The 14,348-nt window shown below is 61.0% G+C and carries 9 protein-coding genes; 6 read left to right on the top strand and 3 right to left on the bottom strand.

Annotated features, from left to right (window positions below):
* The first annotated feature begins 1 nt into the window (after position 1).
* Entirely contained in the window at positions 2-2,428 is a 2,427-nt protein-coding gene (gene gspD / locus QQL64_RS16475) for a type II secretion system secretin GspD (protein ID WP_284401602.1), read from the top strand.
* A gap of 80 nt (positions 2,429-2,508) precedes the next feature.
* A complete protein-coding gene (gene hrpB, locus QQL64_RS16470; RefSeq protein WP_284401600.1) occupies positions 2,509-5,019 on the top strand; it encodes an ATP-dependent helicase HrpB in 2,511 nt (836 codons plus the stop codon).
* A 71-nt stretch (positions 5,020-5,090) separates the two neighbouring features.
* Here the strand turns inward: hrpB and QQL64_RS16465 are convergent, their stop codons facing one another.
* A complete protein-coding gene (locus tag QQL64_RS16465) occupies positions 5,091-6,065 on the bottom strand; it encodes an NAD(P)H-binding protein (protein WP_284401599.1) in 975 nt (324 codons plus the stop codon).
* Positions 6,066-6,157: 92 nt separating this feature from the next.
* On the opposite strand from QQL64_RS16465, the gene QQL64_RS16460 reads away from it, so the two are divergent.
* On the top strand, positions 6,158-7,096 hold the full coding sequence (locus QQL64_RS16460) for a LysR family transcriptional regulator (protein ID WP_284401597.1): 939 nt from the start codon (positions 6,158-6,160) through the stop codon (positions 7,094-7,096).
* Between the two features lies 1 nt (position 7,097).
* Here QQL64_RS16460 and QQL64_RS16455 read toward each other — a convergent pair whose 3' ends face one another.
* Positions 7,098-7,736 (bottom strand): flavin reductase family protein, encoded by a 639-nt coding sequence (locus tag QQL64_RS16455; protein WP_284401595.1) that lies wholly within the window; start codon positions 7,734-7,736, stop codon positions 7,098-7,100.
* Positions 7,737-7,818: 82 nt separating this feature from the next.
* On the opposite strand from QQL64_RS16455, the gene QQL64_RS16450 reads away from it, so the two are divergent.
* Both QQL64_RS16450 and QQL64_RS16445 read left to right on the top strand, forming a co-directional pair.
* Positions 7,819-8,517, top strand: coding sequence for an ArsR/SmtB family transcription factor (locus QQL64_RS16450; protein ID WP_284401593.1), 699 nt, complete (start codon positions 7,819-7,821; stop codon positions 8,515-8,517).
* Positions 8,518-9,245: 728 nt separating this feature from the next.
* Positions 9,246-11,942: a PKD domain-containing protein gene (locus QQL64_RS16445; RefSeq protein WP_284401591.1), complete on the top strand. Its 2,697-nt coding sequence runs from the start codon at positions 9,246-9,248 to the stop codon at positions 11,940-11,942.
* Positions 11,943-12,043: 101 nt separating this feature from the next.
* Here the strand turns inward: QQL64_RS16445 and QQL64_RS16440 are convergent, their stop codons facing one another.
* On the bottom strand, positions 12,044-12,745 hold the full coding sequence (locus QQL64_RS16440; RefSeq protein ID WP_284401589.1) for a TetR/AcrR family transcriptional regulator: 702 nt from the start codon (positions 12,743-12,745) through the stop codon (positions 12,044-12,046).
* A 64-nt stretch (positions 12,746-12,809) separates the two neighbouring features.
* Here QQL64_RS16440 and QQL64_RS16435 point away from each other — a divergent pair, with 64 nt between their 5' ends.
* Complete coding sequence (locus tag QQL64_RS16435; protein ID WP_284401588.1) at positions 12,810-14,348, top strand: MDR family MFS transporter; 1,539 nt, start codon at positions 12,810-12,812, stop codon at positions 14,346-14,348.

Raw genomic sequence — 14,348 nt, 5'->3', positions numbered from 1 at the left:
CATGTCACACGAGCGCATGCCACCTTATCAACGCTACGGACTGCGGATTGGCGCGATCGCGCTGGCAGTCTTCCTGAGCGGCTGTGCCGCCAACAAACCGCTTATTCCACCCGATAACCACGAACTCGAACGCGAGGCAGTGGCCGGTACGGAAAAACCTGCGCCGCAGCCGCAGCCGTTGAACAGCGCGTTGCCTAACGCGGCGGCTGCGCCAGCAGTGGCCAGCATCAGCACCGGCACAGGTCGCTTCGTTCAACCCACCGCGCTCTCTACACCGCGCCCGGCTGCCACCGGCAGCGGCGCGGTGACGTTCAATTTCGAGAACCAACCCGTACAAGCCGTCGTGAAGGCGATCCTGGGCGATCTACTGCAGCAGAACTACACCATCGTGCCGGGCGTGCAAGGCAATATCTCGTTCTCCACTTCCGAACCGGTCGACAGCGCCCAGGCCATGCCAATTCTGGAGACGCTGCTGTCGTGGACGCACAATGCGTTGGTCAAGACCGACGGCCGGTATGTAGTGATGCCCGAAAAGGACGCGGTAGCCGGCAATCTCGTCCCCAGCCTTGGCGCTGCGGCGCCCGCGGGTGGCTTACAGGCACGCCTGTTTCCGCTGCACTACATCGCCGCTCCGCAGATGGAGAAACTGCTCAAGCCCTTCGCGCGCGCCGATTCGATTTTGCTGGTCGATCCCACGCGCAACGTGATCGTGGTGTCCGGCACACCCGACGAGCTGGAGAACTACGCCCGAACCGTACGCACCTTCGACGTGGATTGGCTGCGCGGTATGTCGGTGGGCGTGTTCAATCTGCAGCACGCCACGGTTGATGATCTGATGCCGCAGCTGGACGGCATGTTCGGTGCCAAAGGCGATACGCCGCTGGCAGGCATGCTGCGTTTCATTCCGATCAAGCGCACCAATGCGCTGGTAGTCATCAGTACGCAGCCCAGCTACCTCCACGAAGTCGGCGACTGGATCGCCAAGATCGATCTTGGCGGAGGCAACGAGCCGCAGCTGTATGTTTACGACGTGCGCAACATCAGCGCGGGGGATCTCGCGCACTATCTGGCGCAGATCTACACGGATAACGCTGGCAATGGTGGCAATGACCGTGGCGGCAGCGTTGGGCCGGGTGCGGGCGGCGCGACTACGCTGGGCGTTGGCAACAACGCCAGCGGTTCGGCCAGCGGCATAGGTAGCACGGCTGGCAGCTTTGGCAGCTCCACGACGGGCGGTCTGTCCAGCGGTATCGGTGGGAGCACCGGATCCAGCAGCTATCCCTCATCGTCTTCGACGGGTGGCGGATTCGGCGGTTCGTCCAGCTCCACGGGCGGCATTGGCGGCGGCACCTCAGTGAGCGGTGTCGGCATGAATGGCGGTCTGGCCAATAATGCGAATCAGGAGCAAGGCTACAGCTCCAAAGACGGCAGCATTCGCATCAGCTCGGTGGATGCTAACAATCAGTTGCTGGTGCGTGCGCGTCCGGCACAGTGGGAAGAGATTCTCGGTGCCATCAAGCAGCTCGACGTGCCTCCTTTGCAAGTGCAGATCGAGACACGGGTGTTCGAGGTGGATCTGGTTGGCGACCTCGAGTATGGCGTGCAGTGGTATCTGCAAGGATTGGCTGGCGGTTCGCAAAATTCCAGCGGTGGCTACACGCCAGGTAATCCGTACGCGCACCGCATGATTGGCCTGGGTGGCGGCATCGGTGGTCAATCAACCTCAACCAACTCGTACAACGGGCAGCCGTTCTTCTACTCCTTCCTGAGTTCGAACGGAAAATTCCAGGTGGCCATCAACGCTCTGGAAAGCAGCCAGAATACCAAGACGCTGTCGGCACCTTCGCTGGTCGTGCTCAACAATCAGGTAGCGCATATCCAGGTAGGCAATCAGATCCCGATCAACCAGACCTATTACAACGGACTGACAACGGGCACTACAGCAACCACGGTAGGCCAGGTGCAATACCTTCCCACCGGCATCATTCTGGACGTGCAGCCGCGCGTGAATCCGGGTGGACTGGTCTATCTCAATATCGATCAGCAAGTCAGCGCCACGACGGGTCCGGCCAACAGCCAGGGCAACTACACGATTCAACAGCGCCAGATCGCGACCCAGCTTGGCGTGCAGAATGGTCAGACCGTGCTGCTCGGCGGCCTGATCCAGCAGCAGAACGCGGATAATGGCCAGGGCGTTCCGTGGTTGAGCGATATTCCCATACTGGGCAAGCTGTTCGGCTCAACAGGCAAGAGCAAGACGCGCACCGAGCTGATCGTACTGATCACGCCGCGCGTGATTACGAATAGTGAGGATGCCAAACAAATTACGGATGACTACCAGAGCGGGTTCGAGTCGCTGGCACCGCTGCGTGCAAGGCCGGTTGCCACGCCGCCGGCTGCTGCGGTGACGGCGCCGATCAAGCAATAGTCCTCGCGATGCATGCCTCCACGTGGAGGCATGCATCCACCCGGTAGGACACCGTTCCTGCGGCCATTATCATCGTGCACATGAATAAGTCTGTGCCGATGTTTCCGATTACTCCGCTGCTGCCGGATATCTGCGCATCGCTGGCCGCGCAGCCGCGGTTGGTACTGGAGGCGCCACCCGGAGCCGGCAAGACGACCCAGGTGCCGCTGGCCTTGCGTGATGAGCGATGGCTGGGGGACAAAAAGATCGTGATGCTGGAACCGCGACGCATCGCCGCGCGCGCAGCAGCACAGTTCATGTCGCAGCAGTTGGGCGAACCGATCGGGCAGACGGTGGGCTATCGCATTCGCTTCGAGTCGAAAGTCAGTGCGGCCACGCGTATTGAAGTGGTCACCGAAGGCATTCTCACGCGTTTGATTCAAGACGATCCAGAGCTCACCGATATCGGTGCGATTCTGTTCGACGAGTTTCATGAGCGGCATCTTGCAGGCGATCTCGGTGCGGCCTTGGCACTGGATATCCAGGCCACTTTGCGTCCGGACCTGCGCATCGTGGTGATGTCGGCCACGCTGGATGGCGAGCGCATCGCGCAGTGGCTCGATGCGCCGCGCATCAGCAGTCCGGGACGTAGTTTTCCAGTTCGCGTCGAATATCCAGCGGCGCGCACTCAGGAAAGTGTGGAGCATCATCTGGCGCGTGTCGCGCGACAGGCCTTGGATGAAAACGCCGGCGACGTATTGGCCTTTCTTCCCGGCCGCCGCGAAATCGTGCGCGTGCAAAGCATTCTGGCGCAGACTTTGCAGCGGGACGATGTAGAAACCGTTGCGTTGCACGGCGAACTGTCGCTTGCCGAACAGCAGCTTGCACTCGCGCCGGCGGAAGAGGGCATGCGGCGCGTGGTGCTGGCGACCAACGTTGCCGAATCCAGCGTCACGCTGCCGGGCATCCGCGCTGTGATCGATGCGGGTTTGGCGCGCGAGCCGCGCTTCGATCCCAATTCGGGATTTACCCGATTGGAGACCGTGAACATATCTCAGGCATCGGCCGATCAGCGTGCCGGCCGCGCCGGTCGTGTCGCCGAGGGCACGGCCTATCGGCTTTGGCCGCAGAGCCGCCGGCTGGACCCGGCGCGCACGGCGGAAATCACGCAGGCCGAATTATCCGGACTTGCGCTGGAATTGGCGGCATGGGGCAGTACGGAACTGCCGTGGCTCGACCCGCCGCCGACGGGTGCCATCGCGCAAGCGCGCGGGCTATTGACGCGTCTGGGTGCACTCGATGCGCAAGAGCGCATCACGGCACTCGGCCGCCGCATGCTCGAACTCGGCGCAACGCCGCGCCTCGGTGCCGCCGCCTTGCGTGCACCAGAGACCTTGTATGCACTAGTTGCCGATCTGCTCGCCCTCATGGAAGCGCGTTCGCCTTTGCGCGGAGAGCCATCGCGCAGCGACGATTTCCGGATACGCGTCGCCGCCCTGCATGCCTGGCGCGACCGTCGCAGTGCGACAGGGCATAGCAGCGGCGCCGACGCGGGTGCGCTGGCCGCGATCGAGCAAGCCAGCAAAGGCTGGCGCCGTCGACTGGATGTACGCAGCGCGCCGAGCGGCGTGCCGCATAGTCACGCCGTGGGCGACTTGCTGCTGCACGCTTTTCCCGATCGCCTCGCGCGGCAGGATGAAAGCAATCCGCTGCGCTATACCTTGTCCAATGGGCGCGGCGCGCGTTTGCACGAACAGACAGCCTTGTTGGGCGAGCCTTGGCTGGTCGTGCTGGACTTGCGGCACGAAACGCGCGATAGCTTGATCCTCTCCGCCGCGCCGTTCGATCCGCGCGTGCTAGAGAGTGACTATCCCGATCAATTCCAGCGTGTGCGCAACGTGCGCTGGAATGACGAACGCGCCGCCGTGGAAGCGTTCGAGGAAAGGCGTTTTGCGGCCATTGTGCTTGAGCGCCGTAGCGTTCCCGTGCAAGCGGAAGACGCCGTGCCCGCATTGCTTGCGGCTATTCGCAGCCGTGGCTTGGATGCTTTGCCGTGGAGCGAATCCGCACGCCGGCTGCGTCTACGCATGCAGTCGCTCCGTGAGTGGATGCCGGAGCTCGGCCTGCCCGATGTATCGGATGCGCGCTTGCTCGATACCCTGGACGATTGGCTGTCGCCTTATCTGCAAGGCAAACGCAAACTCGATGCATTGTCCGGCGAGGATCTTTCGCAAGCGTTGGTCGCCTTATTCGATTACGAGCAGCGCAGACAGCTCGATGCGCAGGCTCCCGACCACCTGACCGTACCAAGCGGGCAGACGCGTCGGCTCGACTATGGCCCCGGTGAGCCTCCGGTGTTGGCGGTAAAGCTGCAGGAACTGTTCGGTCTTGCCGACACGCCGCGCGTGGCAGGTGGCCGCATTCCTGTAACGCTGCATCTGCTGTCGCCGGCGGGACGCCCGATTCAGGTGACGCAGGATTTGAAAGGCTTCTGGGAACGCACGTATCCCGAAGTGAAGAAAGAACTGAAGGGGCGCTATCCCAAACATCCCTGGCCCGACGATCCGTGGACGGCGACGCCGACGCATCGTGCGAAACCGCGTGGTACGTGATGTGCGGACCCGTCGGCCCGGCCTGTGCCGAGGCGAAGGGTGAGGTCATCGGGCTGTTCCGCGCGGGGAGATCAAACAGCCACGTGAGCTGAATCGCTCCTTCCAGACAAGCAACCGATACCCATCAACGTCGCGCGCAGCGCTTCGTCAATCGGTGTGTAAGGCTTATTGCCGAGGAAGGCGACGAGCTTGCGGTCGTCGAGCTGGATCGGCGATTGCCACAGATAGCGCATCTTGCGCAGCTCGCGCAGCGTTTCCATGAATGGAGCAAGCACCGCCGTCATCCACCACGGAAAACGGCGCAAGGGGATACGCGGGCTATTCGTCGCGCGGCGCACAGCCTCGGTCATCGCATGACCGTCCAGCCAATAGCCTCCGAAGTGAAAAACATCGACATCGGCCAGTGCATGCTCGCGGTCAAGCAGACGCGCCATCGTTTCGCCGACGTCCGGCAAATAAGCCCACGCATGAGCGATGCTGTAGTCGCCGGGATAGCGAAGCACCGTGACGGGCTTGTTCGGTTGCACCAGTCCTTGCGAAAACCATGTGCTGGCCGCCTGCGGCCCGATGAAGTCGCCGCAGCGCAGAATCAGCACGCGTACGCCAGCCGTTGCCAGCCGCCGTTCCATCTCCGCACGAATCTCGCCTTTGCGAGTGATCGGATGCTGAGGAGAGTCCTCGCGCAGCAGCGGAAACGCGTCAGGTCCGAAGTTGTAGATCGTGCCAGGCAGCACGATTCGCGCGCCTGTCGCCTTGGCCGCATCGATGGTGTTATCCAGCATCGGCAGCACCACTTTGTCCCAGCCGCGATAACCGGCAGGGTTCACGGCATGCACAATGAGTTGCGCGCCGGCAGCCGCACCGAGCACATCGGTGGCGTTCATGGCATCGCCCTTGATCCAGGTGACGCCGTGTGCGTTTTGCTCTGCAGGCGGCGTGCGGACCAGGGCGCGCACCTGCCAGTCGTGACGCTTCAGCGCAAGACAAGCCTCGCGGCCGATGCCGCCATTGGCGCCGATCACCAGTGCCATCTTCGATGTGTTCATGACGCTGTCCTCCGTTTGGGATGGACAGAGTCTGGGCTCGGCACAGATAAAAGAAAATTGCCTAATGATGTTGATCTGATATACAAATATGCATGGCAAAGACCGAGCCCGGTTGGGAGCTATATCGATCCTTCCTTGCGGTCATGCGCGAAGGAAGCCTGTCTGGTGCGGCCCGTGCGCTGGGCATGACCCAGCCCAGCCTGGGCCGGCACATGCGGGAGCTGGAGGAGACGTTGCGCGCGCCGTTGTTCGCGCGTTCGCCACAGGGCTTGGCTCCCACCGACCTCGCGCACGAGTTGGTACCGCATGCGCAGGCGATGGCATCGGCGTCGGCGGCACTGCGCCGGGCCGCCTCCACCGGACAGAATGCGATTGCCGGCGTGGTGCGCATTACGGCCAGCGATGTCATCGGCGCCGAAGTGTTGCCGCCTATCCTGGCTGCATTCCGGCAGCAGCACCCGGGTATCGTGATCGAGCTGTCATTGTCCAATCAGGCCGAAGATTTGCTGCGGCGTGATGCCGATATCGCGATACGAATGGTTCGTCCGACGCAAGGCGCGCTGGTGGCGCGGCATATCGGCAAGATCGCGCTGGGGGTTTACGCACACCAACGCTATCTCGAGGCGAATGGGCGGCCCAAAACGATGGCGGATCTCGCCGCGCACGCCTTGATCGGTTTCGATCGTGAGACTGCTTACATACGTAGCATGCGCCCAGCGGGCATACCCTATACGCGCGAAAACTTTGCCTTGCGTACCGACAGCGATTTGGCGGCGCTGGCCGCGATCCGCGCCGGATACGGCATTGGCGTCTGCCAGGTCGGTATCGCCAGCCGCGATCCCGCATTGCGGCCGCTATTTGCCGACAGCTTCCTCTTGCATATGGATGCATGGGTGGTGATGCACGAAGACCAGCGTCGAAGTGCAAGAACACGTGCGTTGTATGACCATCTCGCAACAGCGTTGAGCGAGTACGCGAAACCGCTGGCAACGCGAGTGCGTCGCCCACCCGCCGCACGCAAGTCGCGATAGCTCACACTTGGGCCTTGAAGGTCTTTCCGAAGGCCGTGCCGCGACCCACGTAGTGGCGGAACAGATAGAACAGCGGCGCATAGTGGACGGGATCGATATGTTGCGTGCCCGGCACCACGATATCGGCGTGTGCATGCACGTGCAGCACTTCCAGCTCGATGATGGCGAACCCACCCGCATCGTCGCGCCATGCTTCCAGCGGGCGAAGCACGTGATGCGTCATGCGCGCTTCGAGCTGCAGGGGGCATTCGGCAATGCGTGGAGCGGCCACTTTCAAAGACGGACGCGCGTGCAAACCGCCCAGTGAGAACTTGTCCGCTTCATGGCGATAGCCGGCTTTGCATTTCCATGTGGGAACCGGATTGCTTCCGCTGGTCGGGGCGAGGCGCTCCACGGCCTTGTGCATGGATTCGCTGGCCAGATTCAGCACGCACTCGCCTTCGCGCAACAAGTTGGCCAGCCCCTGGCCACCGCCGGTGAGACCGATCACCACCCGATCGGCCAATGCCCAGGCCGACGACATGGGGGTGATATTCGCTGTGCCGTCTTCGTTGCGCGTGGTGATTAGGACCACCGGTGTGCCGAAATAGAGAATCGGCGGCCGGATGCTCAGTGTGTCGGGTGTCTGTTTGGTTTCCATGCCGCAAGTGTGGCGACGTTCGACCCGTCATGTTTCGCTCAACAACGAAGCGTTCGTGTCGCACGGCGGCTAGACTGCGCGCATGACCGAAGCCAGTCCGCTCAGTCGTTACCAACTTGCCGAGCTGGGCGCGTTGCTGGCGGAACCAGCGCGGGCAGCGATCCTGCTTGCCTTGATGGACGGCACCACGCGCCCTGCGGGTGAACTGGCGCGCATCGCAGGCGTCAGTCCGGCGACGGCCAGTGCGCATCTCAAGCGCTTGCTCGATGGCGGTTTGCTCGGCCTGCACGAGCAGGGGCGTCACCGCTATTTTCGATTGGCGAATGACGACATAGCGGCGTGGCTGGAAGGGATGGTGCTGCCGCACGCATCACGCACCGCGCCCGCAGCTGCTGCACGCGATCCGGTGTTGTGTCGCGCGCGCACTTGCTATCGCCATCTTGCTGGGCAGTTGGGTGTCGCGCTTTGTGAAGCATGGTTGGACCGCGGTTGGCTGCAAACGGGAAGCGATGGTATCTGCCTGCTTCCTGTCGCCGCCGATGCGCTAGTGCACACCGGTTGGCAGGCGTCGCCGACGCAACAGCTTTTGCGTTTGCGTGGACGTGGTTGCCTGGATTGGACCGAACGACGCTTACATTTAGGCGGTCCGTTGGGTGTTGCCATCACAGATGCCATGCTCGACGCAGGATGGTTACGACGCGCGCCTCGCCAGCGCGCTTTACTGCCAACACCGGATGGATTGCGCCGGCTTGCCGAGCTCGGTGTGCGCCTAGATACCTGAGACGCAGCATCGCGTGTCAGCGTTCGTTCATTCTTTTTGCGTTGCACATATCTTCATGCGAGCAAACGTATGAAAGATTGGATCGTGCGAATGCGAAGTAGACGTGCAGTCATGATGACAGTTTGTGAAACCCATACTTGCGTAAAGCTGGCGCGATTGATTGTCAGATCGCGCGTAGTGCTGTCATGAACCTCATTGCCCGGAATAACTTGCGTGATTTTCTTCTTCACGTTCACGAATTATCGACGTAAGAAGTGGCGGCACATAAGACTTTCACATAACGATGACCGATGTGCTTAGCAGCACCGAGAAGCTGCTATCGATATCAATTTGCAAGTTTATGCGTCGCAATACGCCATTAATTTTTGTGAATGAAATGCCTTCATTTGCAGCGTTTATTTTGTAATTAGTTTTTGCCAATCGGCACTAAGTTTTCGACTTGACGTAGGTTTGTTCGACGGATAGCTTCAAATGCATTCGCCGTAGGGAGCACACGACGAATGATTCCACGACGACGCCATTGATTAGGGAACACGCGCGTCGTTCGAGTGTTGAGTCGGCACTGCCCGCATTAGGAACGCAGGGGGAGCAGCAGCACGCCGAGGCTCGAGGAGTCGCTAGGCAATCTATCGAAACAACGGCGTCGCGCGCGAGCGCGACTTAACTGTCATGGGGTACGTGCGACCTCATCGGGGTCGTTCGTCCCTGGATTCCCTGGGGAGTTAGAAATGCCAAGCAATCTTCGTATGAAAACGCTGATTGCCGCGTTCGGTCTCGTCGCGATGAATTCGGTGTACGTCGTCGCGAAACCGGTAGCGGACAATACAGCTGCGGTCTCGACTATCCCTGCTACCAGCGCCGCGCTGGTTACCCTCCACCCGGCCGTCAGTTTGCGAAACGGCGATCAGGTGGTAGGCCCTCTGGCTTTTTCGCAGCCCATGCATGTGGTCGTCACGCTGAAGCTGCGAAACAAGCAACAACTCGACGCTTATGTCGCCAAGCCCGGCTTCAAGCCGTTGACCTCGGATCAATTCAATGCGCTCTACGCACCTACGGCGGAGCAGGCGCAAGCGGTCGCCGATTACCTGACCAAGGCCGGCTTCGGCCATGTGCAGATCGCAGCCAATCGCATGCAGGTGGAAGCCGATGGTCACGCCGATACAGCGCAGGCGGCATTCAACACCACGTTCGTGCATGTGAAGACGCATGATGGCCGCGATGCATACGCCAATAGCAGCGATGTGAAGATTCCTGCCGGTCTGCAGGATTCGGTGCTGGCCGTGCTCGGCGTGCAAAATGTGCATACCTCGCATGTCTTTGCGCAGCGTTTGAATCCCAATGTGGTGCACGGCAATACCGCCCATCCTTTAGCAACCGGCTCAGCGGTGGGACACAACCCCACTGACTTCCCGTCGATCTATGGCGCAAGCAGTTTGCCGAAGGTCACCTCGGTGGCGATCGGCTCGGTCTCGGAAGGTTCGATGAGCAACGTGCAAAGCGACGTCGCCTCGTATCTGTCTGCGAATGGGCTGCCGAGCGTGACGCTCACGCTGAAAGGCAACACTTCCGGTAGCGACACCAGCGGCGATGGCGAATGGGATCTGGATAGCCAGGACATCATCGCGTTCACCGGCGTCACGCAGTATTACTTCTATGTCGCCGCTTCCTTGAACGATTCGGATCTGCAGACCGATTACGCGCTAGCGGTGTCCGACAATATCGTCAAAGCCATCGACGTGTCGCTGGGCGAATGCGAAACCGATGCACAGTCGAGCGGTGCCGCTGCATCGAACGACCAGACCTTCGAACAGGCCGATGCACAGGGCCAAACCTTCTTCGTGTCGGCGGGCGATTCCGGCGCGGATGAGTGCGGCACCGGCGGTACCACGCCAAGCTGGCCGGCAAGCTCGCAATACGTCACCTCCGTAGGCGGTACCGAGGTCTATACCAGCCCCAACACTACCTGGCAAAGCGAGACCGTGTGGAACAACCTCAACGAGGGCGAGGGTGCCACCGGCGGCAGCCCCAGCACCTTCGAGCCGATTCCTAGCTGGCAGAAAGGTGTAGCAGGTATCACCAATCAAACGTTTCGCGGTGTACCGGATATCGCTTTCGACGCCAGCCCGGACAGCGGCGCCTTGGTGACCGTGGACGGCGCAGCCGATCAGCAGATTGGCGGCACCAGTCTCGCCGCACCATTGGCGGTGGGCGTGTGGGCGCATGTACTGCAAGCGGATGGCGCCAGCGTCGGCTTTGCTGCACCGGTGATTTACAAAGTTGCCCAATCATCGTCGGCCAACTATGCGGCGGCCTTCCATGACATCACCTCCGGCAACAACAGCGGTGAAAACGCCGGCACCGGTTGGGATTACACCACCGGTTGGGGCAGCAGCATCGTCAATCAGCTGGTCAGTCTGGCCGGTGGTGGTTCGTCGGGCAATCCGGTAGCCAACTTCACCGACTCAGTGAGCGGGCTCACGGTGAACTTCACCAATACCTCCACCGATACGGGCGGCACGATCACATCGTATGCATGGACGTTCGGCGACGGCGGCACGTCCACGTCGGCTAGCCCGAGCCACACATATACGGCGGCAGGTACGTACTCGGTATCGCTGAAAGTGACCGACAACACGGGCGCCACCAATACCAAGACCGGTTCGGTCACGGTGTCTTCGGGCTCCGGCGGCAATCCGGTGGCGAGCTTCACCGATAGCGTGAGTGGACTGACGGTGGCCTTCACCAACACGTCCACCGATTCGGGCGGCACGATCAACGCGTATGCGTGGACCTTTGGAGATGGCGGTACATCCACCTCGGCCAGCCCCAGCCACACCTATGCAGCGGCGGGCACGTATACCGTCACGTTGAAGGTGACGGACAACACCGGTGCCAGCAACAGCACCAGTCAGTCGGTGACGGTGAGCAGTAGCGCGCCAGTGCAGGTGATCGCGAACCCCACGTTCACCAATGGCACGTCGTGGACGGAGACCGCGGGCGTCTTGTGCAGCAACCAGAGCAGCAGCGTGGACTACTGCACGGGCGAGAGCCCGTACACCGGCAACTGGTTCATGTGGCTGGACGGCTATACCACGTCGCATACCGACACATTGTCGCAATCGGTGACGATTCCGTCGGGCCATACCAGCGCAACGCTACAATATGAACTGCACATCGATACCACCGAGACCTCCACGAGTGCGATCGATACCTTGACTGTGCAGGCCATCAGCAGCAACGGTACAGCGACCACGCTGGCGACGTACTCCAACCTCAATCCGTCGTCGGGCTATGTCGCCGAATCGGTAAACGTCAGCTCCTTGATCGGCCAAACGTTCACTTTGAAGTTCACGGGTAAAGAAGCGCCGAGGCGCGGTAGAGAGACCTCGTTCGTGCTCGGCCAGGTTCAGTTGAACGCGCAGTAAGCGTCTGCGATCAAGGCGAGTCATGCGCGCCTTGAAGCGGCAAGAAAGACGGATAGGGCTGCCGAAAGGCGGCCCTATCTATTTATTTGGAGGCATTCGATTTATCGCTTCGGGCCGACGCCATGGGCAAGTAGCGCCACGGAATGCCGCGCAATGTCTGCGGCGCTCAACTTGCCACCCATGGAATCTCTGCTCCACGACTTGGCGGCGATGAGCGGCACAATGGTCAGACCGAAGATCGAGATGAAGATCAGTGCAGGTTCGAGATCAGGGTTGAGCTTACCTTCGGCTTGCCAATGTGCGATGCAGTCTATGGCCGGTTGCTGATGTAGCTTGCCGTAGCGCTTGACGATGCGCTGCCTCAACATACCGTTGTCGCTAAGCACTTCGCGCATCCATAGCGCGGGAAACCACTCGTGCTCCGTGGCCGTGTGCATAAGGCGCTCCGCCAATTGCGTGATGACCGTAACGGGATCGCCTGCGTTGATGTCGAACATCTTGCCGATGGCAGCTCTGCGCGGCTGGATACGCTCCTCGATCAAGACATCCAGCAGCTGATCGCGCGTCTTGAAGTAGTAGTGCAGCATGGCCGGCGTCACACCGGCTTGGCGTGCGATGGCGGCGAGCGAGGTGTCAGCGATACCTTGCCGGGCGAACAACACCAGCGCCGTATCGAGCAAGCGATTGCGTTGCTCTGGGCCGCTGGCGGCACCGGATGGCCGTCCTGGCCGGCGCGGTGTGTTTTTTGGCTTCCGTACGGCGGGTTTGTCGGCGTTTCGCGCCACCATGGTGATACGACCCATTGACTGAACTGACCAGTGCACTATATATTAACCAAGTAGTTAATTAATTTCAATCAGCCCGGTCATGAGCGCCGATACGCCTTTAATCAAAGAAAATCCCGACAGGGTGATCGAGCGGACGCACGCGCAAGAGCGCGAGCATCCGCCGATCCGCCTGCTGTTCTCCGCGCTGATGCTGGTGATGCTGCTTGCTGCGTTGGACCAAACCATCGTGTCCACGGCGCTGCCCACCATCGTGGGCGAGCTCGGCGGTTTGGAAAGCCTGTCGTGGGTGGTGACGGCGTATCTGCTCACCTCGACGATCGTGGTGCCGCTCTACGGAAAATTCGGCGACCTGTTCGGCCGGAAGATCGTGCTGCAGGCGGCGATCGTGTTGTTCCTGGTCGGCTCGGTGCTATGTGGCGTCGCGCAGAACATGACGCAGCTGATCCTGATGCGCGCGTTGCAAGGTCTGGGCGGCGGCGGGTTGCTGGTGGTGACGATGGCGTCGATCGGTGACGTGATCCCACCCGCCGAGCGCGGCCGCTATCAAGGTATGTTCGGTGGCATCTATGGCTTGGCGACGGTGATCGGACCGCTGATTGGCGGCTTCCTGGTTGAACATCTGTCGTGGCGCTGGATTTTCTACATCAACTTGCCGCTGGGCATCGTGGCGCTCGCGGTGATCGGCGCCGTTTTCAAGCCGCATACCGCGCACGTGAAGCACGAGATCGATTACATGGGCGCCGGATTTTTGGCGACGACACTCACCTGTATTGTGCTGTTCACCACGCAGGGCGGCGTGATATTGCCGTGGTCGTCACCGCAACTCTGGTTCACGCTGGTGTTCGGTCTGGTGGCGCTGGTTGGCTTTGTCTACGAAGAACGCAAAGCGTCCGAACCCATCATTCCGCTGGAGCTGTTCAAGGAGCGCACGTTTCTGCTGTGCTGCCTGATCGGTTTCATCATCGGCATGTCGCTGTTCGGCTCCATGACCTTCCTGCCGTTGTATCTGCAGGTGGTCAAGAACTCCACGCCCTCGGAGGCCGGCATGCAGTTGCTGCCGATGATGGGCGGCATCATGCTCAGCTCGATAGTGAGCGGGCGGATCATCAGCAAAATCGGGAGATATCGCATCTTCCCGATCGTCGGCACCTTGCTGGCATGTGTTGCGATGGGCTTGCTCGGCACGCTCAACAACGCGACGCCGATCGGATTTCTCTATCTCTATATCTGCCTGCTCGGCCTGGGGCTCGGCATGGTGATGCAGGTGCTGATTCTGGCGGTTCAGAACAGCGTGCATTTCAAGCATATGGGCGTGGCGACATCCGGCGCGACGTTATTTCGTTCCATCGGCGGTTCGATAGGCGTAGCCGCTTTCGGTGCCTTGTTCACCAACGGGCTGCATTCGCGGCTGGCCGCCACGATTCCGCACGACGCCGTGCTGCCGCATTCGATGGGACCGCGAGCCGTGCATGATCTGCCGGATGCCGTGCGCACCATCTACCTGCAGGCGTTCGGTGGGGCGTTGCATATGGTCTATACGATCGCCGCCGGTGTGATCGTGCTGGCGTTCGGGTTGGCGTGGCTGTTGGAAGATGTGCCACTGCGCAAGAAACACTAA

Origin of the sequence: Dyella lipolytica, from assembly GCF_030160075.1 — a bacterium.
Lineage (GTDB): Bacteria > Pseudomonadota > Gammaproteobacteria > Xanthomonadales > Rhodanobacteraceae > Dyella_B > Dyella_B lipolytica.
This window is presented reverse-complemented; position numbering and strand designations above follow the sequence as displayed.